At 70.7% G+C, this 21,409-nt stretch carries 19 protein-coding genes; 8 read left to right on the top strand and 11 right to left on the bottom strand.

Annotated elements, in window-relative coordinates:
- Positions 1 to 107: 107 nt before the first annotated feature.
- On the bottom strand, positions 108 to 659 hold the full coding sequence (gene msrA, locus DAETH_RS06235; RefSeq protein ID WP_264777053.1) for a peptide-methionine (S)-S-oxide reductase MsrA: 552 nt from the start codon (positions 657 to 659) through the stop codon (positions 108 to 110).
- A 669-nt stretch (positions 660 to 1,328) separates the two neighbouring features.
- Here msrA and DAETH_RS06230 point away from each other — a divergent pair.
- Positions 1,329 to 4,391: a DUF11 domain-containing protein gene (locus DAETH_RS06230; protein WP_264777052.1), complete on the top strand. Its 3,063-nt coding sequence runs from the start codon at positions 1,329 to 1,331 to the stop codon at positions 4,389 to 4,391.
- An 82-nt stretch (positions 4,392 to 4,473) separates the two neighbouring features.
- Here the strand turns inward: DAETH_RS06230 and DAETH_RS06225 are convergent, their stop codons facing one another.
- The 4 genes from DAETH_RS06225 to DAETH_RS06210 all read right to left on the bottom strand — a co-directional run bounded on the left by DAETH_RS06225 (position 4,474) and on the right by DAETH_RS06210 (position 9,583).
- Positions 4,474 to 5,286 carry a CAP domain-containing protein gene (locus DAETH_RS06225; RefSeq protein ID WP_264777051.1) on the bottom strand — a complete coding sequence of 271 codons (813 nt, stop codon included), beginning with the start codon at positions 5,284 to 5,286 and terminating at the stop codon, positions 4,474 to 4,476.
- Between the two features lie 115 nt (positions 5,287 to 5,401).
- Positions 5,402 to 6,151: a TSUP family transporter gene (locus DAETH_RS06220; RefSeq protein ID WP_264777050.1), complete on the bottom strand. Its 750-nt coding sequence runs from the start codon at positions 6,149 to 6,151 to the stop codon at positions 5,402 to 5,404.
- 245 nt (positions 6,152 to 6,396) lie between these two features.
- On the bottom strand, positions 6,397 to 7,188 hold the full coding sequence (gene proC / locus DAETH_RS06215) for a pyrroline-5-carboxylate reductase (protein ID WP_264777049.1): 792 nt from the start codon (positions 7,186 to 7,188) through the stop codon (positions 6,397 to 6,399).
- A gap of 70 nt (positions 7,189 to 7,258) precedes the next feature.
- Positions 7,259 to 9,583, bottom strand: coding sequence for an HD-GYP domain-containing protein (locus tag DAETH_RS06210; protein WP_264777048.1), 2,325 nt, complete (start codon positions 9,581 to 9,583; stop codon positions 7,259 to 7,261).
- Between the two features lie 150 nt (positions 9,584 to 9,733).
- On the opposite strand from DAETH_RS06210, the gene DAETH_RS06205 reads away from it, so the two are divergent.
- Genes DAETH_RS06205 through DAETH_RS06190 form a run of 4 tightly spaced genes read left to right on the top strand, consistent with a single transcriptional unit; the run spans position 9,734 to position 12,135 of the window.
- Complete coding sequence (locus DAETH_RS06205; RefSeq protein ID WP_264777047.1) at positions 9,734 to 10,567, top strand: 50S ribosomal protein L11 methyltransferase; 834 nt, start codon at positions 9,734 to 9,736, stop codon at positions 10,565 to 10,567.
- Between the two features lie 19 nt (positions 10,568 to 10,586).
- Positions 10,587 to 11,279: a 16S rRNA (uracil(1498)-N(3))-methyltransferase gene (locus DAETH_RS06200; protein WP_264777046.1), complete on the top strand. Its 693-nt coding sequence runs from the start codon at positions 10,587 to 10,589 to the stop codon at positions 11,277 to 11,279.
- 44 nt (positions 11,280 to 11,323) lie between these two features.
- Positions 11,324 to 11,710, top strand: a complete 387-nt coding sequence (locus DAETH_RS06195) for a hypothetical protein (RefSeq protein WP_264777045.1) — start codon at positions 11,324 to 11,326, stop codon at positions 11,708 to 11,710.
- Entirely contained in the window at positions 11,707 to 12,135 is a 429-nt protein-coding gene (locus DAETH_RS06190; RefSeq protein WP_264777044.1) for an inorganic pyrophosphatase, read from the top strand. Before DAETH_RS06195 ends, DAETH_RS06190 begins: the two co-directional genes overlap by 4 nt.
- Positions 12,136 to 12,160: 25 nt before the next feature.
- On the opposite strand, the gene DAETH_RS06185 is transcribed toward DAETH_RS06190, so the two are convergent.
- The 3 genes from DAETH_RS06185 to DAETH_RS06175 are packed head-to-tail and all read right to left on the bottom strand — an operon-like array spanning position 12,161 to position 15,407.
- Complete coding sequence (locus DAETH_RS06185) at positions 12,161 to 13,072, bottom strand: hypothetical protein (RefSeq protein WP_264777043.1); 912 nt, start codon at positions 13,070 to 13,072, stop codon at positions 12,161 to 12,163.
- A 56-nt stretch (positions 13,073 to 13,128) separates the two neighbouring features.
- The gene (locus tag DAETH_RS06180) at positions 13,129 to 13,824 is read right to left on the bottom strand and encodes a response regulator transcription factor (protein WP_264777042.1); all 696 of its coding nucleotides are present in this window, start codon (positions 13,822 to 13,824) and stop codon (positions 13,129 to 13,131) included.
- Entirely contained in the window at positions 13,821 to 15,407 is a 1,587-nt protein-coding gene (locus DAETH_RS06175; protein ID WP_264777041.1) for an ATP-binding protein, read from the bottom strand. The genes DAETH_RS06180 and DAETH_RS06175 overlap by 4 nt, the downstream gene beginning before the upstream one ends.
- Positions 15,408 to 15,610: 203 nt before the next feature.
- On the opposite strand from DAETH_RS06175, the gene DAETH_RS06170 reads away from it, so the two are divergent.
- From DAETH_RS06170 to DAETH_RS06160, 3 genes are all read left to right on the top strand, one after another.
- The gene (locus DAETH_RS06170; RefSeq protein ID WP_264777040.1) at positions 15,611 to 16,558 is read left to right on the top strand and encodes a Bug family tripartite tricarboxylate transporter substrate binding protein; all 948 of its coding nucleotides are present in this window, start codon (positions 15,611 to 15,613) and stop codon (positions 16,556 to 16,558) included.
- A gap of 109 nt (positions 16,559 to 16,667) precedes the next feature.
- Positions 16,668 to 17,201, top strand: a complete 534-nt coding sequence (locus tag DAETH_RS06165) for a tripartite tricarboxylate transporter TctB family protein (protein WP_264777039.1) — start codon at positions 16,668 to 16,670, stop codon at positions 17,199 to 17,201.
- Complete coding sequence (locus DAETH_RS06160; protein ID WP_264777038.1) at positions 17,202 to 18,692, top strand: tripartite tricarboxylate transporter permease; 1,491 nt, start codon at positions 17,202 to 17,204, stop codon at positions 18,690 to 18,692.
- 32 nt (positions 18,693 to 18,724) lie between these two features.
- Here the strand turns inward: DAETH_RS06160 and DAETH_RS06155 are convergent, their stop codons facing one another.
- The 3 genes from DAETH_RS06155 to DAETH_RS06145 form a co-directional block, all read right to left on the bottom strand.
- Entirely contained in the window at positions 18,725 to 19,120 is a 396-nt protein-coding gene (locus DAETH_RS06155; protein ID WP_264777037.1) for a hypothetical protein, read from the bottom strand.
- A gap of 91 nt (positions 19,121 to 19,211) precedes the next feature.
- Positions 19,212 to 19,841, bottom strand: a complete 630-nt coding sequence (gene sodA / locus DAETH_RS06150; protein WP_264777036.1) for a superoxide dismutase [Mn] — start codon at positions 19,839 to 19,841, stop codon at positions 19,212 to 19,214.
- A gap of 177 nt (positions 19,842 to 20,018) precedes the next feature.
- The gene (locus DAETH_RS06145; RefSeq protein ID WP_264777035.1) at positions 20,019 to 21,227 is read right to left on the bottom strand and encodes a tetratricopeptide repeat protein; all 1,209 of its coding nucleotides are present in this window, start codon (positions 21,225 to 21,227) and stop codon (positions 20,019 to 20,021) included.
- Positions 21,228 to 21,409: the final 182 nt, after the last annotated feature.

The following is a 21,409-nucleotide window of genomic DNA, read 5'->3' as shown; positions in this document are numbered from 1 at the left end:
CGCCGCCCTGTTGCATGGCCTGACGAGTCAGGGAACGTCGTTCGTCCGGCGCCCAATGCGAGGGGCGCGGCCCACCCTGGCGCCGCGCCTCCTCCTGCCCGCGCCGTCTACGCCCGCAGGCGGTCGCCGTACTCCTTGCGCAGCTTGGCGACCTTGGGGGCGATCACCGCCACACAGTAGCCCTGGCGGGGGTTGCGCGCGTAAAAGTCCTGGTGGTAGTCCTCGGCCACGTAGAACTCGCTCGCGGGCTCGACCGTGGTCACGATGGGGCGGTCGAACACGCCCTGACCGTCGAGGTCGGCGATCACCTCGCGCGTCTCGCGCTCCTGCTCCGCACTCAGGGGAAAGACGGCGCTGCGGTACTGGGTGCCCACGTCCCCGCCCTGACGGTTGAGGCTGGTGGGATCGTGCGTGGCGAAAAAGAGCGTGAGGAGGTCTCTGAAGCTGACCTGCGAGGGGTCGAAGGTGAGGCGCACCGCCTCCGCGTGCCCGGTCGTGCCCTCGCACACGCTGCGGTAGTCGGGATTCGGCAGGTGACCGCCGATGTACCCGCTCTCGACCCGCAGGACGCCCCGCATGTCCTTGAACACCGCCTCGGTGCACCAGAAGCACCCGCCCGCGAAGATAGCCTGCTGCCCGCCCCTTGGAAGAGAAGTCATAGCGCGATTGTGGCGCCCCGCCGCCGAGGGCACGGGGGGGTGAGGCACGGTTAAAGCCCCACCGGGAACGAAACCGTCCTCCTCTCTTCTCCAGGACCGCCACTCATGAGGGCGGGGCGGAACCGGCTCGGCTCAGGCTCCACCCACCATGCTTCTGCCCCACCCGGCAACCCCTTCCTGGGGTCACGCAACTCATCAAATCGTTATCCTCCGAACACCCTTAAGATTTCTCACCATGAGAACTTTAAAGCCGCCTATGTTGTTGGATATACCACAATGTCGGGGGAGGTGGAGATGAAGTTCACCCCTGTGTAGCCGATGATGCTTCCGTCCAAGGCTTTCCGAACCTGAAGAAGTGGAGGGATCACCCGGCCAAGCCGACCGCTCGTCGCCTGCTCCAGGCGCAGCAAGAAGGCCGCGAGGCTCAAACCAGCACCGTATAGAGAGGATCGACAGCGGCCAGTGGCCAAGGAGCACGTCACGCTCCCGGCCACCGCAGCGCCGCCATCCGTTGAAGGCCCCGACTGCGACATCTGTGAGCCAAACGGTGAACCGAATTTGAACCGGTTCGCCGCATCCTATCCCGCCCGGGAAGCGAAAGCCAGTCCGCTGGCTTTTGTGGCGGCTCATCCTGCCGTCAGGATGCGCTCAAAACCGAGAGGAACCGAAATGAAGGGACTCAAGTTCGTCGGTCTCGCGTTGACCGGAGCCCTGACCCTCGCCGCGTGCGGCAACACGCCCACGCCCACCGAGACCAAGACGCCCGGGCCCGTCGCCCAGCCGCCCGGCACGCAACCCCCGTCGACCCCGGCGGCCTGCGCGAGCATCACCGTGAACCTCCAGAACGTCGCGCCGGTAGGCGGCGTGGTGGCCGCGCCCGTCAATGTCAGGAACGCCGCCGGTCAGGTCGTCTTCTCGGGCACGGCCGTTCACGGGCAGAAGCTGTCGACCTCGTTCGCGGCGGGCGCGTACACGGTCAGCGCGGGGCAGATGCAGGGCTACGCCCTGACGACCAACACCACGCAGTCCGTGACCCTCGACTGCGCCGCCAACAAGGACGCCTCCGTCACCCTGGCGTACCGCACCGCGCAGGCGACCCAGCAGCAGGTGAGCAGCATCGCGCTGAGCGGCGACACGCCCGTGACCGACGGGATGGGGGCGGCCCTCGACGGCCTGCGCGAGGCGAACACCAACAAGAACGTGATGCTGTACGCCTCGCAGACGGAGGAACCCGTCCTCGTCGAGATGGTCGTGCGTGACGAGGCGGGCGCGCCTGTTCCCGGGGCGCGGGTCGGCGTCTCGGCCGACAGCAACGACGTGACGATCATCGCGGGCCACGTGCAGCAGGACCTGCGGGCCAGGCCCGTGCGCCTGAGCGCCCAGGCCATTTCTGGGGGCACCACCGCCTTCTCCGACGACCAGGGGATCGTGCGCTTCACGGTGTACGCCACCAGCGCCCCCGCCCAGGGCACACCGGTGAAGTTCGTGGTGAGCGCGACCGACGGGTCCGACGCCCCCACGAGCGCGGCGCTCGCCGAATTCAAGATGTTCTTCACCAACATGAGTCACCTGTATTACAGCGGTGACACCAGCTTCGGCGCTACCGCGACCATCCCCACCAATCAGCGGGTGGGCGCGAACGTGGGCTCGTTCGAGAACAACTGGTTCAACGCCAACCAGCGGCTGCACACCTTCGGCACCGTCGCGTACACCAAGCAGCCCCAGACGGGCCCCTTCCCGGTCGGCGGCACGCAATTCCCCGGGTACGTCCGTTACACCCTCACGCCGGTCGCCGGGCAGGAGTCGGACCTGGCGCGTCTCTTCCTCACCACGAATGCAAGCGCGATCAGCGGCGCGGGCAGCGTGAACGCGAACGGCGGCCAGTCGGTGTACCTGCGGCCTGCGCTGGACGTGACCGCGCAGGAGCTGCCGCTGACGGCGGGGGTCCGGGCCGACTACTTCTACCGGGTCCAGTACGGCAACACGGCGTACGACTTCCTCCTCAAGAGCTACAACTTCACGAAGACCTTCAGCGGCGCCACCCTGGAGATCGAGAAGACCGGGCCGAACATCGTCACCTGGACCGGCTTCGAGCGGACGAGCCCGAACACGCCCCCGCACAACCCCTACGCCCCGGACGACGTGACCCTGCCGCCGCGCCTCGACCCCGGCACCCGCACCGCGACGACCGAGGACAACTTCACGGTCGGCAAGACGTACACGTACACCATCCGCGTGCGCAACACCTCGGGCACGGCGGCGCGGAACATGACCGTGCGCGACGAGCTGCCCGCCGAACTGGGCTACGTGCTGGGCAGCGCGCGGCTGGTGGACGCGGGCGGGGCGAACGCGGGGACCGTCGCGGCCGACTACGACCTCAACACGCACACCATCGACTTCAACGAGATCGGCGACCTCGCCGCCGGGGCCGAGCTGCGCGTCGCCATCGACGTCTACCCGCGCCACAAGCCCGGGTACGCCTGGAACGACAACGACCGCGACGGCAACTCCGACCCGGTCACGAACCTTCAAGGCGTGTTCGGCATCGTGCCGCCCGAGAGCGCGACGAACCTCAACAGCGAGTACGAGGACCCGTACGACATCAAGAACCGCGCCAAGGCCACCGCGAGCAACGCCGCCGAGGTGGACGTCTACAAGTACATCAACGTCGTGCGCCCGGTCGCCCGGATCACGAAGACCGCCCTCGACCGCGAGGTCGTGACGAACCAGCAGGCCGAGTTCCTGATCAACGTGGCGAACTTCGACCGCTCGACCGTGAACGAACTCGACCCGCGCGTCCGCACCGCCTACGCCCGCCTGAAGGGCCTCTTCCCCAACGAGTACGGCCAGGAGGGCTTCCTCCAGAGCGCCCGCATCGAGGACACCTACGGCCAAGCCTTCAGCGGCCCGGTGGCGCGCGACGAGCAGGGCACCATCCTCCCGCTCGAACGCTTCGACCAGGCGAACTCGGGAGACCGCCGCGTGGGCCTCAACCTGGGCACCCTGCAAAACGGCACCTCGCGCACGATCCGGATGTCCTTCCGGGGCGAGGTCGTGGGGAACGACAACCGCAACTGCGTGCGGCTGTTCGGCTGGAACCTCAACCAGATCTTCCGGGGCAACCCGAACGAGTACCAGCAGTTCGAGGGCCCGGCGGGCACGCTGCCGGGCGCATACACCCTGGACAACGGCCGCAACTTCCTGGAGAGCTGTGCGACCGTGGACATCGTCGGCAAGCCCGCCTGGGGCCGTGACCTGTGGGACAGCATCCTCACGAACACGGAGCTCTTCCAGGACACCTTCACCGACGCCTACCCGGTGGGCTCGCAGTACGTGTACGACCTGTACTACGAGAACGAGGGCAGCGCCCCGGCGACCAACGTGTTCATCAACGCCGCGCTCCCCCGCATGGCGAACCTGATAGGTAGCGCGTCGATCCTCGTGCGGTTCAGGAACAACGACGGCACGGTCACGACCCGCCGCGTCGACCTGCGCGACCCGTCCACCTGGACCTTCACGGTCAGCGGCTCGACAGTCACCGTGGAGCCCGCCGCCGACCAGCGCAGCTTCCGCTTCCATGTGGACCGCATGGACCCCGACGACCGCCTCTCGCTGGAGTTCCAGGTCGTGGCGAGCCAGAAGGGCGACGACCTCTTCACGAGCACGATGACCTGGGATCAGGGGGGCGGGCGCACACTCAGCGACAGCGAGCACACCTTCATCACCGACTGAGCCCCCTGGGCGCAGAGAACCCCCGTCGCCTGGGCGGGGGTTTCTCCTGCCGTATCTGCACGGCGGCGGGACCGGGGGCCGCTCAGCGCCGACCGAAGTTCTGGGTCCAGTAGTGGCCGTAACTCCCGCCCGCGTAGTACCCGACGCCCAGGTCGCGGTACGCGGCGTTCATGATGTTCGCGCAGTGGCTGGGGCTCTGGAGCCACCCGGCGACGACCGCCTCCGGGGTGCTCTGCCCGGCCGCGATGTTCTCCGCCGCCGCCGTGAAACCCGTGTACCCGGCGGCGCGCATCCGGTCGAAGGGATTTAAGCCGTCGGGGTTGGTATGGCTGAAGAAGTTGCGAAGGGCCATGTCCTTCGAGTGGTTGGAGGCGGCGGTGCGCAGCGCGGCGTTGTACGTCAGGGGCGCGGCCGCCGGGAAGGGCTGGGTGCCGCAGGTGCGGGCCTGGGCGCGGGCCTGGTTGGTGAGTTCCAGAACCCGCCCCTCGAAGGCGGAGGGCCCGGTCGCCGGGGCCGGGGTAGGCGCCGGGGCCGACGCGCCCGTCACGTTGACCGTGAAGTCGAGGAAGGTGGCCGGGTTGCTGCGCAGGGCGACGCGAACGGTGGTCGTCCCCGCGCCCCGGGCGGTCACCAGCCCGTACTGGTCCACCGTCGCCACCGCCGGATTGCGGCTCGTCCAGGTCGCGGTGGCGGGCGTGACGGGTTGGCCGCCGGAGTACACGTTCACCTGACGGGTCTGCCCGACCGTGAGGTTGATGGGCGTGGTGGCGAGCGCGGTGGCCCCGGGCGCGGGGGTCAGCGTGGAGCCTGCCGCCGAAGTGGTGTCGGTCTCCCCGCAGGCGCCCAGAAGCAGGGTGGAGGAGCAGAGGAGGGTCAGGAGAGCCTTGGAGGTCACGTGGGGGAGCTTAATGATTCCGTCATCTTCGGGCGTGAGTCCAGGCTGAGTTGTCCTCTCGCCCCCTCATGAGCGCGTCCGCGAAGGGGGAACACGCTGGGGGTCCTCACGTGAATTACTGTGTCAGCAGCCGCGCCGCCACGAGCAGCACGATGCCCGCGTACACCACCTTCACGAAGCCGCTGCCCCGCAGCATCGCCATCCGGGCACCCACAAAGGCCCCGGCGGCGTTCGCCACGCCCATCGGCAGGCCGATCCACCAGACCATCTGCCCCTGGAACAGGAAGAAGAGGAACGCCCCGAGGTTGGTGGCGAAGTTGATCGTCCGCGCGTTGCCGCTCGACCGCACGAGGTTGAAGCCCGCCAGCGCGAAGAGGAACATCAGGAAGGTGCCCGTGCCGGGGCCGAGAAAGCCGTCGTACACGCCGATCAGGAACGCGCCGGGCAGGGTGAGGGCCAGGGTGCGGGCGATCAGGCCGGGGTAGCGGTCCTCCAGCCCGAAACGCTTGTTGACGAGCACGAGCGCCCCCACGCCGAGGATGACCACGCCGACCAGGGTGCGAAAGGCGTCCGGGTCCACGAAACGCACGAGGAAGGCGCCGAGCGCACTCCCGACGAGCGCCAGCGGAATCAGGCGCAGCACGAGAGACCGCTCGACGTGCCCCCTGCGCCAGTACTGCACCGTCGCGCTCCCCGAGCCGAAGATGGCGAGCAACTTGTTCGTCGCCACCGCCTGCGCGGGCGAGAGCCCCATGAAAAACAGCGTGGGCAGCGTGATCGTGCCGCCGCCCCCCGCAATAGCGTCGATGAACCCGGCGAGAAAGGCGAGGGGAAGGCCGTAGAGGAGGACTTCGGGACCGGGCACGGGGGGAAGTATGGCGCAGGGTGGGGGGAGACTGGGTTGTTAGGGAACGGAGGCCATCTATGAAAGTCCCTCCCCCTTGAGGGGGGAGGTTAGGAGGGGGTGAACGGGCACCCCGTCCCAGAGCCAGCGAGAATGGCCTGGCGGTCGTCTTTCCGCCGCGTGGGTGGACGCTCGCGTTCCCCCCCTCTCCTGCGGAGCTGTGCCAGTCCCAGCCTCCCCCACAAGGGGGGAGGGGCAAGAACACCCTACTCCTGGTCCTTCCCCAATTCGCTTCCCCGCCGCGTCGCCGCCACGACCGCGCGCATGAACGCGCCGCGCACTCCCGCCACCTCCAGCGCCTCCAGCCCGGCGATGGTCGTGCCGCCGGGGCTTGACACCTCGTCCTTGAGGAGGCCGGGGTGGGCGCGTTGTTGCAAGAGTTCACCGCTGGCGACGAGGAGCTTGGCGGCGAGTTCGTGGGCGAGGGGGCGGGGCAGGCCCATGCGGACGCCGCCGTCCGCAAGTGCCTCGGCGACGACGGCGGCGTAGGCGGGGCCCGAGGCGCTCATGCCGGTGAAGGCGTTGAAGAGGTGTTCGGGGAGGTCATAGGCGTCGCCGACCGAGCCGAAGAGGCTGCGGGCGAAGGCAAGGTCTCCGGCGTCCTCGGCCTCACGGGGGGCGGTGATGGCGGTCTGGCTGCGGCCGATGGTGGCGGCGAGGTTCGGCATGACCCGCACGACGCGTCTCGTTCCCAGGCGGCGGGTGAGGGTGGCAGTGCTGACCCCCGCCATCGTGCTGATGTACCCGGCACTTTCCTGGGCGAGCCACTCGCTGATCTCGGGAAAGACGCGCGGCTGCACGGACACCAGGATGCGCTCGGCGCCCGCGAGGTCGGAGGCGGTGACCAGGCGCGCTCCCGTGCGGGAGGCGAGGTCGGCGGCGCGGGAGGCGTTCGCGTCGAGGAGGCCGATGTCCGCCGGGCGCAGCACCCCGCGCGACGTGACCCCTTCGAGGAGGGCGAGGCCGAGTTTCCCGACGCCGACGATGGCGAGTCTCATGCGGGGAGTATAGGAGGGGGCCTGCGGGCGCCGGGCCCGCCTTGCCTACCCCGTGCCCGAACAGGACGCGTTAGGCCGGAAACCGCGAGCCCTCGCCCCCGGGCAGATCGGGCAGGGTGAGAAAGGCCTCCAGCAGCCGGGGATCGAGGTGCCTGCCCGCCATCCGGCCCAGCTCGGCCAGGGCGTCCTCGTGGGTCCACGAGGGCTTGTAGGGCCGCTCGCTGGTGAGGGCGTCGTACACGTCCACGATGGTGAAGAGCCGGGCGAGCAGGGGAATTTCCTCGCCGCGCAGGCCGTCGGGGTAGCCGCGCCCGTCCCAGCGCTCGTGGTGGTGGCGCACGACCTCCAGCACCTCGCCCGGCACGAAGCCCTGCTCGCGCAGGATGAACTCGCCGATGGTGACGTGCCCGCGCATGAGTTCGCGCTCGGTGGGGGTCAGCGGCCCGCGCTTGAGCAGCACCGCGTCGGGAATGGCGATCTTGCCGAGGTCGTGGAGGTACGCGCCCCACCGGAGGTGGGCGAGGTCGCCGTACTCCAGGTCGAGGTGGGTGCCCAGCCGCAGGGCGAGCCCGGTCACCCGGTCGGTGTGGCCCTTGGTCTCGTAGGAGCGGTATTCGAGCACCTTGCCGAGGACGTGGAAGGCCTGCTCGCGCGTGCGCGCCAGGGTCCGCAGCGCCGCCTGCCGCTCGGCGGCCTGCCCCACCCGCTCGGCGAGCAGGGCGAGCAGGCCGGGCGTCTCGGGGGCAGGCTGGGCCCCCTCCCGTGTGTCGAGCAGGGCGAGCACGCCTGCCGTGCCCCCCGCCCCCTGCACCGGGGTCAGCAGCGCACTCGTGAGCGGGGTGGGGAGCAGCGGGTGCGGCGAGGTGAGCGAGACGGGCTCGCCCCCCCGGGTCACCCGGCGCACGATCTCGTGCGGCACGCGCAGGGGCTGGACCCCGTCGCCGCCGACCTCCACCAGGGCCGAGACCTCGCCCGAGGGGATGCCCGGCGCGGCTCGCACGGTGAGGTACGCGCCCGCCTCCGCGCTGCCCCCGCCGATCAGGTGGCTCAGGCCCCGCTCGGCGAGGGCCGAGGACACGTCGGTCTCGCCCAGACTGCGCAGGAGGCTCGCGGCGGTGCGGTGCCCTCCCTCGCCCCGTGGAGCGTCGGGGCCCAGGCTCTGGAGCAGGGCGGGGTGCCGGGCCGCGTCGAGCAGGGCCGCCCAGCCCTCGGTCCCAAGGCGGTGGGGCTGGTAGGGGCACGCGAACACCCACGCCCCCCGCAGCGGCCCGGCGGCGCCCAGCGGCACCACGAGCAGGTAACCCCGCTCGCTCCTCCACCCGGGCACGAACAGCACGTACGGGGTGGGATCGCGGCCCGCCGAGAGGCGGCGCAGCAGCGAGGGGCGCAACCGCCCGCGCACCGAACCCTCGCTGAGGCTGCCGAGGGTCATCACCCCACCGGGGAAGAGCTCGGGGTCGCCCCCCGACTCCGCGCCGCCCTCCACCGCCACGAGGGCGGCGCCGCTCGCCCCCAGCAGGCGCATCGCGGCGTGCAGGGGCGCGTCGGGAAGGGCGGCGCGGGTGGCGAGCGCGAGCAGTTGCCGGTGCAGCTCGGCGGCGAGACGACCGGCCCGCGCCCGGCGCTCGGCCTCGCCCCGCTCGCGCGCCTGCCGCGAGACGTGCGCGAGAAGCTCGGCGGCGGCCCCGGCGTCCGCCCGGGCCGAGGGGGCAAGGCTCCCGTGCCACTCCACCCGCCCGCACAGGAGGCTGCCGTCCACGACCGGCAGGGAGAGCGAGCCTGCTCCCCCGCCCTCCTGCCAGCCCAGGTGAACGGTGTGCAGCGCCGTGCCGTCACTCAGGCTCAGGCGCACCCGCCCGCCCCCCCGCGCGAGCCACCCAGCGGCGGCGTGCAGCGCCTCGGCGAAGGGGAGGGACAGCCAGCCCAGCAGGGCCGGGGGCACCGACACGGGCTCGGGCGGCGGCGGGGCGGGCACCCCCGGCGAGGGCGGCGCGGGCCAGCACAGGGTCAACTCGTCCGGACGGTCGGGCCGCGCGAGGAGGGCCGCGCTCGGGGTGCGGCGGTGCACTCCGGGCAGCCGCAGCCCCGGCATCCCCCCGCCGGGCAGGCGGGCGAAGCCGGTAAGAAAGGCGCGCGTGAGGTGCGGCTCGGTCAGGTCGGGCAGCCACGCCAGGGCCGCACGCGCCTGGGCCGGGGAGTCCGCGTGCAGGGTCAGGGTGCCGCTTTGCCGCCAGCGCAGCCGCACGCCGCCGGGCGCCACCCGGGCCGGAGACGCGGGGTGAGCCTCGCCCGCAGGGTCGCCTCCCGGCGGGCCGAACGACCCACGCCCCCGCAGCCGGGTGGCCCTGGAACTCGACGGGGTGACGGCAGTTGCGTTGACTCGGCTCGGCTTCACAGGTGCGTTCCTCTTCGGGAGCGAAACGCGCCCGTTCGGGCACTCTCGCACGTTCCCACGTTAGAAGTATTCAATATTCGGTCACGGACAATTTGATCACGAACAAAGCCGAATGCCAACTCGCGTCCACACGAGCACTACACTCGGTCCATGCTCGTGTACGTGCTGCCCGGCACCCTGGAGACCCGCGAAGCCGACCTCGACCTGCTGTGGGAGGCGGGGGCGACCGGCCTGGAGGAGCGCGCGGGCATGGTGCGTGCCTACTTCCCGGCCCGCGCCGAGTTGCCCGCGCCCGTCGCGGACGGCGAGTGGCGCGAGGAGGCCGACCAGGACTGGCAATCGGAGTTCAAGCGCACCCTGCGCCCGGTGCGGGCGGGCCGCGTGACCATCGTGCCGCCCTGGCTGCGGGAGGAGGTGGAGCCCGGCCGGATTTCGCTCGTGATCGAGCCCGGCATGGCCTTCGGGACCGGGCACCACGAGACGACGCGGCTGGCGGTGGAGGCGCTGTCGGGGCTGAATCTGGCGGAGCTTGGGCCGAACGGGACGGGGGCGCGTGTGCTCGACGTGGGCACCGGGAGCGGGGTGCTCGCCATCGCGGCGGTGCTGCTGGGGGCGAGAATCGCGGTCGGCATAGATATCGACCCCATTACCATTCCGATTGCCGACGAAAACGCGGAAATCAACGGCGTACAGGAACGTGTGCTGTTCCTCGAAGGCGCGTTGGGAGAGGTCTCCGTGCGGTTCAACGAACGCGGCGTGATGGCCTACGACGTGGTGATCGCCAATCTCTATGCCGAACTTCATGACCTGCTGGCAGGCGAGTACGCTGCTCTCCTCAGTCGTCAGGGCGGTGTGGTCATCCTGACCGGCATCCTGACCACCAAACTCCCCCTCGTGCGGGACGCCCTGAACCGCGAGGGCTTCACCGACGCGCGGGAGACGCTGGACGGGGAATGGGCGCTCGTCATCGCCCGCGCGCCGTGAGGGTGAGGAGGGGCCGCTGATGGCCTCCCACCGTGTCCGGGTGGACGCCCTGGCCCCCGAGATGACGCTGGGCCCCCGCGAGGCGCGGCACCTCCACGTCCTGCGCCTGGGGCCCGGTGACCCCGTGCGGGTGTTCGACGGGCGCGGGGCGGAGGCGGAGGCCACGGTCGGGGCGCTCGACGAGGGACGGGCGGTGCTCACCCTCGGGCGGGCGCTCGCGGGGGTCGCCGAGACGCCGCAGCCCGTCACCCTCGCCGCGCCGCTGCTCAAGGGGGACAAACTCGCGGACGTGGTGAGGGCGGCCACCGAACTCGGGGTGGCGCGCGTGCAACTCGTAATCACCCGCCACGCCGACGCCCGCGAGATCGGGGACCAGAAGCTCCTGAGGTTGCGCCGCGTCGCCGAGGAGGCGAGCAAGCAGTCGCGCCGGGCCGTCACGCCCGAGGTCCTCTCCCCCGTTTCCCTCGCAGAGCTGAGGTGGGAGGGAAGCCTCTTCGTGGCTCAGCCCGGCGCCACCGCCCGCCTGACCGATTACCTGGCCTGGGACGCCCCCGTGACGCTCCTCGCCGGCCCGGAGGGGGGACTGGCCGACGCGGAGGTCGCGGCCCTGGAAACGCGGGGCGCGGTCGCCGTCACGCTCGGCCCCCGCATCCTGCGCGCGGAGACGGCCCCGGTGGCGCTCCTGGGGGCGCTGGTGGCAACCGGGGTGTGAGGGCCACCGGCGCCCTCCTCACTCCCGCTCCCTACAATCCTCCCATGTCCCGCCCCATCTCCGTCCGCCTCCTCGTGCTGGCGTGCCTGCTCGCGCCCGCCCTCTCCGGTTGCCGCTACAACTTCCTGCCCGTGGTGCCCACGCCCGTCGAGGTGACGCTGCCCACGCGGGTGACGGCGGCCACGCTCGAACGCGACGGGGACACCCTCGTGCTGCGGGCGCGGGTGGACGGGCGCTTCTCGCCGGGCTACCTCAGCGTCGCGTGGTTCGACGGGGCGCGCGAACTCGGCCGCGACAGCGTGTACCTCGACGCGGCGCAGCGGGAGGCGACTTTCCGGCTGGACGCTCCCGATCCCGGCGCCTTCCGGGCAGTGATCGCCTTCGGTGGCAACGTCTTGCGGCAGGTCGAGCTGTACGAGGTGCAGCCTTGAGGGCAGGCTCAGGCCAAGCGGTCGAGGGCGTGGTCGAGTGGACGCGCGGCGAGGTGGACCGCTTTGTGCCGCGCGGCGGCGAAGTCGTGCCTTACCGCCGGGAGGCGCGGCCCGCCCCTGGCAACTACGGCTGCCTGCGCGGAACGCTCAACCCCGCCGACGGGACGGAGGTGGACGCCGTGTGGCTGGGCGCCCCGCTCCCCGTCGGCAAGCGTGTGCCCGCCGCGCCCTCGGGCCTGCTGTGGCTTGCCGACGGGGACCACAAGGTCGTCTTCGGGACGACCGGGGAACGCGAGGTGGCGGCCCTGCTCGCCTGGTTTCCCCCAGAACGCGGGGCGCGGCTCCTCGGACCGGCGGATGCGGCGGCGTGGCTGGCGTCCCTGACCCCGGCGGATCAGGAATTGACGACCAGCCCCCCGCGCTGACCTCTCACCGGCAACTGGCGACCCCCTAATTCAGCGTCGGCACCCCCGCGTCCGCCCGCTTCCAGTCCTGCGCGAGCCGCACGGCCCGGCCCGCCGCCCACGCGAGCGCGTCGCTGTTAGGGTACGAAACCGCGCTGTGGTCCTCGCGGCCCGAGACGAAGATCTCGATCCCGCGCGTGCTCCCGTCGAGGCGGGCGTTGCGGGTGGGGTCGAAGAGGTAGTTCAGGAGCAGGCCGCCGCTCTCGCTCACCCGCGCGGGCAGACGCTTGCTGAGGACTTCGAGGTTGCGGGCCACGTTCGGCCACGCGATGTCCTTGTTGCGCAGGGTGCGGCCCGGCACGCGCACGAGGTCGCAGGCGGTCAGGGCGGAGGGCTCGTCGCTCGTGCCCGGGGGCTGGGCGCGCAACGCCGCGCCGTGGTCGGACCTCCACGCCGCACAGATGCCGTCGAGGTCGATCTGGAGGGCGACGGGCACGTCGGGGTTCACGCGGGCGAGGTGGTGCAGCCACGCTACCCCCTGCGAGTGCCCCAGCAGCACCAGGCGGGGCGGACGCGGGCCCCTCAGCCATACCTGCCGCATCCGGGCGAAGTCCGCCGCCAGCGCCGCATACCCCCGCTGCTCGGCCCGCGCCTGCCGGGAGGTGAAGGTCGCGGCGGCGTTCGAGGCGTACCCCGCGACCTGCACCCGGTAGCCCACCCCGGCGATGGCGTCCGCGAGCAGGTCCACCGTGCCGCGTGAGGTGAGGTAGTCCCAGTTGTCGCGCGGGGGAAGGCACGGCGGGCCGCAGCGCCCGGACACGCTCAGGATCACCACGTCGGGCGCGGGGCCACTCAGGTCGAGGGCGGGCGCGCGGGCGGGCCGCACCGTCACGGGCGCGCAGGCCGTCAGGAGGGCCGTCAGCGCGAGCAGGGGGGCGAGGAGGCGGGGCGGACGCATCGGCGCCCAGTCTAGGCAGCGCGCGGGGAGGGACCGTGGCCCAGGTCTCCCCTCGTCTAGCCGCCCCCGCCGGAGGAGTCCTCCGCCCGAGCGCGGTAGAGCTTGGCGGGGCGCCCGGCGAGCCCGTACTGGTGATCGAGGCTCGCCCGCCCCACCCGCACAAGGTGTTCGAGGTAGCGCCAGGCGGTGACCCGCGAGAGGTGCGTCCGGTCGCCGACCTCCTCCGCGCTGAGCGCGTCCGGCGCCCCCGCGAGCACCTGCGCCACCCGCTCCAGCGTGTGCGGGTCGATGCCGCGGGGCAGGGGCTCGGGGACGCCCGGCCCCGTCCCCACCCCCAGCAGGCGGTCGAGGTGGGCCTGGTCGAGGGTGCCCCGGGCGGTGCGGCGGGCCCGGTGCCTACTCACCACCTCCGCGAGCCGCGCCCCCGTGAAGGGTTTGATCAGGTAGTCGAAGGCCCCCTGCGCCAGCGCGGCCTTGACGCTCGCCTCGTCGTCGGCGGCGGTGATCAGGGCCACGTCGGTCGTGCGGCCCTGGGCCCGCCAGTGGCGCAGCAGCCCCAGCCCGCTCCCGTCGGGCAGGTACACGTCGAGCAGGATCAGGTCGGGGGCGAGCGCCTGCGCGAGGGCGTCCCCCTGCGCGAGCGTCGCCGCGCTGCCGACCACATGCACGTCCGGGTCGCGCTCCAGCAGGTCACGGTTCACCCGGGCGACCCGCAGGTCGTCCTCCACGAGGAGCACCCGCACCCGGGTCACGCGCGCTCCAGGGAGGCCACCTGAACCGGCGTCGGGAGGCTCACCTGAAAGACCGTCCGCCCTCCGCGCCGGGTGTAACGGATAGTCCCGCCGAGCGCCGCCACCCGCGCCGCCACCCCCGCCAGCCCATAGCCGCGCCCCTCCCCCTTGCTGCTCGCCCCCCGGGTGAAGAGCCGGGCGGCCAGCTCGCCTTCGATCCCGGGCCCGTCGTCCTGCACCTCGATCTGCGCGCCCTCGGGGTCCTCACCGATGAGGACGGTGACGGTGCCGGGGCGCCCTCCCAGCGCCTCGAAGGCGTTCTCGGTGAGGTTGCCCACGGCGGTGAAGAGCGTGTCGGCGTGCCTCTCCCACACGGGCGAGAGGCCGCTTTCCGGCGCGACCTGGAAGTCGATCCCGAGTTCCTGCGCCCGCTCGCGCTTCCCGGCGAGGAGGGCGACGAGCCGGGGCACCTGCACGTCGCGCAAGAGGGCCCGGAACTGCGCGTCCGCCTCGATCTCGGCGCTGAGCATCCGCAGCGCCTCCTGGGGGCGGCCGAGTTGCAGCAGACCCGACAGGACGTGGAGTCGGTTCTGGTACTCGTGCGACTGGGCGCGCAGCACGTCCACGAAGCCCCGCGCGTGGGTGAGTTCGTCGGCGAGCGCGAGCGCCTCCGCCCGGTCGCGGAAGGAGGCGACGAACCCGCCCCCCTCCAGCGGCTCCACGTTCACGAGGACGGGCTGCCCCTTCAGGGTGAGTTCCACGTTCTGCTGCCGCGCCACGGGCAGCGCGGCGAGTTCGGGCCACACGGCGGCGAGGTGGTACGGGGTGGGCGTGCCGGGCGAGAGCGCCTCCCCCGCCCGGTCGCTGGCGAGGGTGACGCAGCCTTGGGCGTCCACCGCGATCACCCCCTCCCGCAGCGCCGCGAGGACCGCCCGGTGCTGCCCCACGAGCGCGGCGATCTGCTCGGGTTCGAGGTTCAGGATCTCGGCCCGCAGCCGCCGCGCCGTCCAGACCGCCCCCACGGTGCCCAGGCCGAGGGCGAGCAGGAACCACGGGGCCAGGGTGAGGAGAGCCTGCGCGACGAGGTGCCACGCCTGCGGCATCAGGTAGCCCGTGCTCACCACGCCGACCACGCGCCCGCCCGGCACGCCGCCCGCCCACACGGGCACCTTGCCCCGCACGCTCACGCCCAGGCTGCCGCGCGCCACGCTCACGGCCTCGCGGCCCGCCAGGGGTTCGCCGTTGTCCCCGCCCTCCATCGGCTGCCCCAGCCGCTCGGGGACGGGGTGGGCGAGCCGGATGCCCCGCCGGTTCCCCACCACGATGAAGTCCGCCTCCGCCGCGTCGCGCAGGGCGTTCACCCGGGCGTTGAGGGCCGGGTTCTGCCCGCCCGCCTCCGCCCCCTGGATCACGAAGGGCAGGCGGGCCACCAGGCGGCTCGTCGTGATCGCCCGCTCGCCCAGCCGCTCGCGGGCCTGGGTGTAGAGGTAGGCCGTCTGCACCCCCACGAGCACCGCCGTCATGGCACACAGCACGAGCAGATGCAGCCGTACGAGGCGGTCCTGCAAGCCCAGGCGGGGCCGAGTGCGGGGGGAGCGCGACATGGACTCCTCCCATTCTAGGGACCCCCCGGGGCCACCCGGCCTTTGCGTGCATTGCGTTCACACGTGTAAATAACGGTCTCAAAAAAGTGCGCGCTGCACGGCGAAAACTGCTTGCACCCGCCCAACTCTTAAAGTAGGCTGAGAGAGCTATCACAGCCGAACCCGCGTGGCCCGACCCGGGCCCGCACCCTCCCGGAGGACGTATGAAGAAAGCTCTGTCCCTCGCCGTGCTGACGGCCCTCGCCCCCCTCGCCGCCGCCCAGAGCCTAGGCAACCTGCGCATCATGGCCCCCGCCAGCCCCGGCGGCGGCTGGGACCAGACCTCGCGCGCCATCCAAACCGTCTTGCAGAACGAGAACATCGTCAAGCCGGTGCAGGTGTTCAACGTGCCCGGGGCGGGCGGCACCATCGGCCTCGCGCAGCTCTACAACTCCAAGGGCGACGGCAACCTGCTGATGACGATGGGTCTGGTGATGGTGGGCGCCATCCAGACGAACTCCAGCAAAGTGGACCTCAGCCGCGTGACCCCCATCGCCCGCCTGACCGGCGAGTACGAGGTCGTCGTCGTGCCCGCCCAGAGCCCCTACAAGACGATGGCGGACCTGACCGCCGCGTGGAAGGCGAACCCCGGCGGGGTGGCCTTCGCGGGCGGCAGCGCGGGCGGCACCGACCACATGCTCGTGGGTCTGCTCGCCAAGGCGGCGGGCGTGGACCCCAGGAAGATGAACTACGTCCCCTTCAGCGGCGGCGGCGAGACGCTGGCGGCGGTCCTGGGCAATCAGGTCGCGGCGGGTGTCGCCGGGTACGGCGAGTTCGAGGCGCAGATCAAGGCCGGGAAGCTGCGGGCCATCGGCATCAGCGCGCCCCGGCGTCAGGCGGGCATTCCGGTCCCCACCTTCAAGGAGCAGGGCCTGAACGTCGAACTCGCCAACTGGCGCGGCATCGTGGCCCCTCCTGGCATCGGTGCCGAGCAGAAGGCCGCCCTCGTCGCCGCGATGGACCGGCTGCACGCCTCCAAGGAGTGGAAAGACACCCTCGCCACCCGCAAGTGGACGGACCTGTACCTCAGCGGCAGCAAATTCGACGTGTACCTCAAGGTCGAGGCCAACCGCACCAAGAACATCCTCAAGGACATCGGGCTCGTCAAGTAAGTCCCGGTGTGGGCACCCGGCGGGGCGGGGAGCGAGTCACCTGCCCCGCCCCCCTTTTGCCCGGCGCCTGACGCCAGAATGAAGGCGAGATCCCCCGAGGAGGTTTTCCATGCAAGACGTTCCGCCCTCCGTTTCCAACGACGTGTCTCCTGTGACGGGACGGCGTGGGGTCAGCGTGCCCGACCTCCTCGTCGCCCTGGGGGTGACGGTGCTCGGCGTGCTGCTCTTGATCGGCACCCTGCAAATCCCCTTCGGCATCAACGCGGTCGTGGGCCCGCGCGTCTTTCCCCTGATCGTGAGCGTCGGCATGACCGTCCTCGGGGCACTCCTCACCGTGAATGCCCTGCGGGGAGAGCGAGCCGAACCCGCCGCCGAGGAGGACACCGACCCGAACGCGCCCGTGAACCTGGGGGCCGCCGGTATCATCCTGGGCGGCTTCCTGCTCGGCGCGGTGCTGCTGCCCTCGCTGGGCTTCGTGCTCGGCACGGCCTTGATGTACTTCGCGGTGGCCTACGCGTTCGGCGAGCGGCGCTGGGGGCTGATGGTGGTCGTGGCGCTCGTCGTGGCGCTCGTCACCTACGAGGTCTTCACCCGGGGCCTGGGCCTGACGCTGCCGCCCGGCGTGCTAAGGGGGATCATCTAGATGGAAGCCCTGACCGCCCTGTTCGCGGGCTTCGAGACCGCGCTGACGCCCCTCAACCTCCTGTGGGCGCTCGTCGGGGTCACGCTGGGGACCCTGGTCGGCGTGCTGCCCGGCATCGGCCCGGCGCTCACGGTCGCGCTGCTGCTGCCCGTGACCGCCAAACTGCCCCCGGTCAGCGCCTTCATCATGTTCGCGGGCATCTACTACGGGGGCATGTTCGGCGGCTCGACCACCTCCATCCTGCTCAACACGCCCGGCGAGTCGAGTTCGATCATCACGGCGCTGGAGGGCAACAAGATGGCCCGCCGGGGCCGCGCCGCCGCCGCGCTCGCCACCGCCGCCATCGGGTCCTTCGTGGCGGGGACTATCGGGACGATGTTGCTCACCTTCGCCGCCCCCGCCATCGCCGAGATCGCGGTGCAGATTCCGCCGTCGGCCAAGTTCGCCCTGATCATGCTCGCCTTCGTGACTATCAGCGCGACCTTCGGGGGCAGTCCCCTGCGCGGGCTCGTGAGTCTGTTCCTCGGCCTCGCGGTCGGCCTGATCGGCACCGACCTCCAGAGCGGGCAGGCCCGCTTCACCCTGGGCCGCCCCGAACTCCTCGACGGCATCGACTTCATCACGGTGGTGATCGGCCTGTTCGCCATCGGCGAGACGTTGTACGTGGCGAGCCGACTGCGCCGGGACAGGGCGAGCGTCATCAAGCTCGAAGGCAACGCCTCCATGACCCGGCAGGACTGGCGCCGCAGTTGGAAACCCTGGCTGCGCGGCACGGCGCTGGGCTTCCCCTTCGGCGCGATCCCGGCGGGGGGCGCCGAGATTCCCACCTTCCTGAGCTACACCCTGGAAAAACGGCTCAGCAAACACCCCGAGGAGTTCGGCAAGGGCGCCATCGAGGGGGTCGCCGGGCCCGAGGCCGCCAACAACGCCGCCGCCGCCGGGGTCCTCGTGCCCCTGCTCACCCTGGGCCTGCCGACGAGCGCGACCGCCGCCATCCTGCTCGCCGCCTTCCAGCAGTACGGGCTGCAACCGGGGCCGCTGCTCTTCGTCACGAACGCCGATCTCGTGTGGGGCCTGATCGCCTCGCTCTACATCGGGAACGTGATGCTGCTCGCGCTGAACCTGCCCCTCGCGCCGATCTGGGCGCGGCTGCTGCTGATTCCCCGCCCGTTCCTGTACGCCGGAATTTTGGTCTTCTCGACGGTCGGCGTGTACTCGCTGAACAACAGCGTCTTCGACCTCATCCTGCTCGCCCTCTTCGGGGTGATCGGGTACGGGATGCGCCGCTTCGACTTCCCGGTCACGCCCGCGATCATCGGCGTCATCCTGGGGCCAACGGCGGAGTCACAGTTCCGTACGGCGCTCCAGCAGAGCAACGGGGACTTCGGCATCTTCGCGCGGCAACCACTGACGGCCTTCATCCTGGTCGTCGTGGCGCTCGCGCTGATCCTGCCGCCGATCCTGCGGGCACGGGCGGCGCGGCGAGCGTAGGAAATCGTGGGTCGAAAAACGTCTGCAAAATATTATCTATATTCGATGGTAAATTTTGCAATTCTTAGATTGCCTGACACGAGGGGGCCCACGATAGTTTCGACCCAGAAATTTAAGTCAGGGGAGCTCAGAACTCTGGGGGCTCTTTCAAATCTCCCTGATAATAGGACCGACACGACGCTGTTGTCTATGTAAAAGGATGAGAGGAATTTACTGCCGTCCGTCCTCGCGTTGAATTTAGCAGAATGATCGTCCTTAACGAGAAGGGATTTGAGAGTCTCCGCTTCCACACCTACGTCCAATGGTATTTGTAAAATTTCGTCCTCCACTTTATATACTTTCCAACTCTGCTTGAGCAACGCCCTTACCACATCAATTGTTTGATACCAACCATCGAACTCAACTCTTAAAAAATAAGAATGTGCCACGAGACCAGAGTACATTCTTTTGAAGAATTAAGAGCAAGGAGACAAAGAAGCCCCCGCAGCCGCTCGGCCCGGGGGCGTTCTCCTTTCATCCTTACTGCGACCGCGCCGCCTGGTAGCGCCGGGCCACCTCGTCCCAGTTCACGACGTTCCAGAAGGCCGCCAGGTAGTCGGGGCGCTTGTTCTGGTAGTTCAGGTAGTAGGCGTGCTCCCACACGTCCACGCCCAGGATCGGGGTGCCGCTCACGCCCGCAGTCGCCTCGCCCATCAGCGGGTTGTCCTGGTTGGCGGTGCTGACCACCGCGAGCTGCCCGTTTTGCACGACGAGCCACGCCCAGCCCGAGCCGAAGCGCGTCTTGGCGGCGTCCTCGAACTTCTGCTTGAAGGCGTCGAAGGACCCGAAGGCCTGCTCTATGGCCTGCATCAGTTCGCCGCTCGGCTGGCCCTGCCCCTGCGGCGTCATGACCTGCCAGAAGAGGCTGTGGTTGGCGTGGCCGCCCGCGTTGTTGCGCAGGACGTTCTTCTTGTCGCTGGGGACCTGATCGAGCTGGGTGATGAGCTGCTCGACAGGCATGTCCGCGAACTCGGTGCCCTCCAGCGCCTTGTTCGCGTTGTCCACGTACGTCTGGTGGTGCTTGGTGCGGTGGATGTTCATCGTCCGCGCGTCGATGTGGGGCTCCAGGGCGTTCTCGGGGTAGGGCAGGTCGGGAAGTTGGTAGGCCATGATGAGGCTCCTTTCGGGCCGTGGCCCTCGCCCACCGTGGGCGGGGACGGCAGCGGTTCTCATCTTACGCGCGCCTTACGTCCCGGGGGGGGACGGAGGAGCTTAAGCGAACGTTGAGGAGCGGGCAACGCAAGCGGCCCCTCCCGCCTGGGGAAGGGCCGCGCGCAGGGAACGGCTTCAGCGCACGCGGCTCAGACCTTCCCTCGCCAGCGCGTAGTTCGGGCTGAGCTTGAGCGCCCGCTCGTAGTTCTCGCGGGCCTTGAGGCGGTCCGGGGCGATGGTGCCCGCGCCGCGCTCATAGCTCAGCCCGAGGTAGTACATGTACTCGGGGGTGGTGCTGCCCAGCGCGGCGGCGCGCGTCAGGTTCTCGCGGGCCGCTTTCAGGTCCCCGGCGTCGAGGTCGAGGCGGCCCAGGTAGAAGTAGAACTCGGGGTAGCGCAGGGGGTCGAGCTTCACCGCCTGGGTGAGCTGGGTGCGGGCGGTGGTGGAGTCCCCCGCGAGGTAGCTCACCACCCCGTACTGCCCGACCGCGTAGCTGTTGGTGGGGGCGAGGCGGGCGGCCTGGGCGGCTTCCGGCTTGGCGGCGGTCACGTTGCCGCTCAGGGCCAGGAGCTTGGCGTAGTACGCACGGTTGTAGGGGTCGCGGGGGTCAGCGATCACGGCCTGCTGCAGGCTGTCGAGCGCGGCCACGAGGTTCCCGGTCGCGTAGTACATGTCCCCCAGGTTAAATAAGATCACGTCGTTCTCGGGGTTGAGGGCAGAGGCCTGCTTGAAGGCGTCGATGGCCCGGCCCCCGTCGCCCTGGAGCTTGAAGACGTACCCGCGCTCGTTCCAGACCTTGCTGAGGTTGAGGTCGCGGTCCGTGCCGCCGATGACCTGCACGGTGGCCTCCGCCTCGGTGAGGACCCGCTGCGCCTCGCCGAGGTTGCCCGTGACGCTCGCGCGGTCGCTCGCGCCGATGTACTGCTGCTGGTACGCCTGCGCGAGGGCGATGTAGGCGCTGATGTTGCGCGGGTCGAGGGCGACCAGGCGCCGCAGGGTCTCGATGGCGGGGGCGTAGAGCCGCAGCTTGACCTGCGCGCGGCCCAGGCCCAGCAGCGCGTCGGTGTTGCGGGGATCAGCCTCGGAGGCGGCGCGGAAGGCGACGTAGGCCTCGTCGAACTTGCCCTGCTCGTAGTAGAAGACGCCGAGCGCCACGTAGTTCGCGGCGGGGCGGGTGGGACGTGCGGGGGTGGCGGGGACCGCAGCGGGCGCGGCCGGAGTGGCCGGAGCTGCCGGAGTCGCGGGCTGGGCGGGAGCCGGGGTGGCCGGAGCCGTCGGCGTCTGCGCGGCTGCGCCAGACAGGATGGCCGCCGCGAGGAGCAGGCCGAGGGGACGTCGTTTCACTCAGAAACCTCCGGGGTCGAGGCTAACACCGCGCTGGGAGCGGTGCAAGCCGAACCGACCAGCATGGGCAAGGGGCTTGCAAGCATGATAGGCACAGCGGCCGGGGAAGGGGTGAGTGGCCGTGAGAGCCCTTCCCACGCGGGGAGTGCCGAGTCATCCCGGCAGCGTAAAGGCCGAGCTTG

This window comes from Deinococcus aetherius (genome assembly GCF_025997855.1).
Taxonomy (GTDB): Bacteria; Deinococcota; Deinococci; order Deinococcales; family Deinococcaceae; genus Deinococcus; species Deinococcus aetherius.
The sequence above is the reverse complement of the archived record's forward strand: the minus strand, read 5'-3'. Positions and strand labels throughout refer to the sequence as shown.